We start from the raw sequence: 1,898 nt of genomic DNA, 5'->3' as shown, positions 1-1,898 counted from the left end.
GTTTTCGGGCGTTACCGCCAATCCGGCCGTGGGCTACGCCACCGACCTGCTGGTCCGCGCCGGTGCCACCGTGATGTTTTCTGAGGTGACCGAGGTGCGCGACGGCATAGACCTGCTGACCACGCGGGCCGCCACACCGGAAGTGGCCAACGCCATGGTGCGCGAAATGGCCTGGTACGACGCCTACCTGAACAAAGGCCTGGTGGACCGCAGCGCCAACACCACGCCCGGCAACAAAAAGGGCGGCCTGTCCAACATCGTGGAAAAGGCCATGGGCTCCATCGTGAAAAGCGGCACCGGGCCCATCCACGGCGTGATCGCGCCCGGTGAAAAGGTGAAGCAAAAGGGTTTGATCTTCGCCGCTACGCCGGCCAGCGACTTCATTTGCGGCACGCTGCAGCTCGCCGCCGGCATGAACCTGCACGTGTTCACCACTGGGCGCGGTACGCCCTACGGCCTGGCCGAATGCCCGGTCATCAAAGTGGCCACGCGCAACGATCTCGCGCGCCGCTGGCACGACCTGATGGACGTGAACGCCGGTCGCATCGCCAGCGGCGAAGCCACGATCGAAGACGTGGGCCAGGAGTTGTTCCAGCTGTTGCTGGATGTGGCCAGCGGCAAGCGGACCTGGGCCGAACACTGGAAGCTGCACAACGCCCTGGTGCTGTTCAACCCGGCACCGGTGACCTGAATCCGCTGGGTGCCGTGGCGAGCACGCCCTACCCCCATCTGCTGGACCCTGCCCGCTTCGTGGGCCAGGTGAACGGCCAGGCCACCGCGCTTTTTCTGCTGCGCAACGCACGGGGCATGGTGGTGGCCGTAACCAACCTCGGCGCCAAGGTGCTGCAAATCGTGGTGCCCGACCGCCATGGCAAGGCGGGCGATGTGGCGCTGGGCTACGACAGCCTGGAAGCGGTGTTGCGCGGCTCGCCGTCCATGGGCGCCTTCATCGGCCGCTACGCCGGGCGCATTGCCCAGGCAGGTTTCACACTGGGCGGCACCGACTACCGGCTCGGCGCCAATGCCGGGCCGCATTGCATACACGGCGGCCCGAACGGCTCGCGCCACCAGGTGTTTGACGCCCAGCAGCCCGGCCCCGACACCCTGCACCTGCAACGCCGTTTTGACAGCGCCGGCGACGGTTTTCCGGGCAGTCTGGAGTTGCGTCTGGTCTACCACCTGAGCGACGCCAACGAGCTGGTCATCGGGTACGAAGCCACGGCCAGCGCCGGCACCAGCCCGGCCAGTTTCACCAGCCACATTTTCTTCAACCTCGACGGCCCGGGTCTGGACCGCATCGACGCGCACCAGCTGCAAGTGCGTGCACAGGCTTTGCTGCTGACCGATGCCGACAAAGTCTGCACTGGCCAGCGCACCGCGCTCGACGGCCATGCGCTGGATTTGCGGCACGCCCGGCGCCTGGGCGACCTGCCCGACCTGGACCACGCCTACGTGGTCCCGCCCGCAGCGCCTGACGAAGCCCTGCCCTGCATCGCACACCTGTACAGCCCCAACAGCGGACGCACGCTCGAAGTCTGTTCCACCGAACCGGTTTTGCAGGTCTACGGCGCAGACGCCCTGGGTGTCGGCGAACGGCCCGACATCGGAAAAAACGGCGTTCACCACCGGCCGCGCGCGGGGCTGTGCCTGGAGCCGCAGCAATACCCCAACGCGCCGAACTGCCCGGCATTTCCGCTCCCATGCGTGACGCCCGAACGCCCTTACCGCGGCAAGACGGTGTACCGGTTCGGCGTGGCGGGGTAAGCGCACACCGAGCAGCCTGCACGCGGTTGCACGCAGGCGCGGCGCCCCGCACGCGCGGCCTCAACTGGGCCGTTTGTGCGCCACCTTACGCACCAGCTCCAGCAGCATGGCGTGCTCCGCCGCAGACAAATGGC

At 67.4% G+C, this 1,898-nt stretch carries 1 protein-coding gene and 1 pseudogene; both read left to right on the top strand.

Annotated features, from left to right (window positions below; all coding sequences use genetic code 11):
* Positions 1–691 (top strand): annotated as a pseudogene (gene garD, locus ABYB95_RS22665) (galactarate dehydratase); the annotation flags it as partial.
* Positions 692–705: 14 nt separating this feature from the next.
* Positions 706–1,764 (top strand): aldose epimerase family protein, encoded by a 1,059-nt coding sequence (locus ABYB95_RS22660; protein ID WP_372662344.1) that lies wholly within the window; start codon positions 706–708, stop codon positions 1,762–1,764.
* The last annotated feature ends 134 nt before the right edge of the window (positions 1,765–1,898 follow it).

Source organism: Hydrogenophaga sp. (assembly GCF_041633695.1).
In the GTDB taxonomy this organism is placed as follows: Bacteria; Pseudomonadota; Gammaproteobacteria; order Burkholderiales; family Burkholderiaceae_C; genus Hydrogenophaga.
Note: the sequence above shows the minus strand (reverse complement) of the source record. Positions and strands in the feature narration are given on the sequence as shown.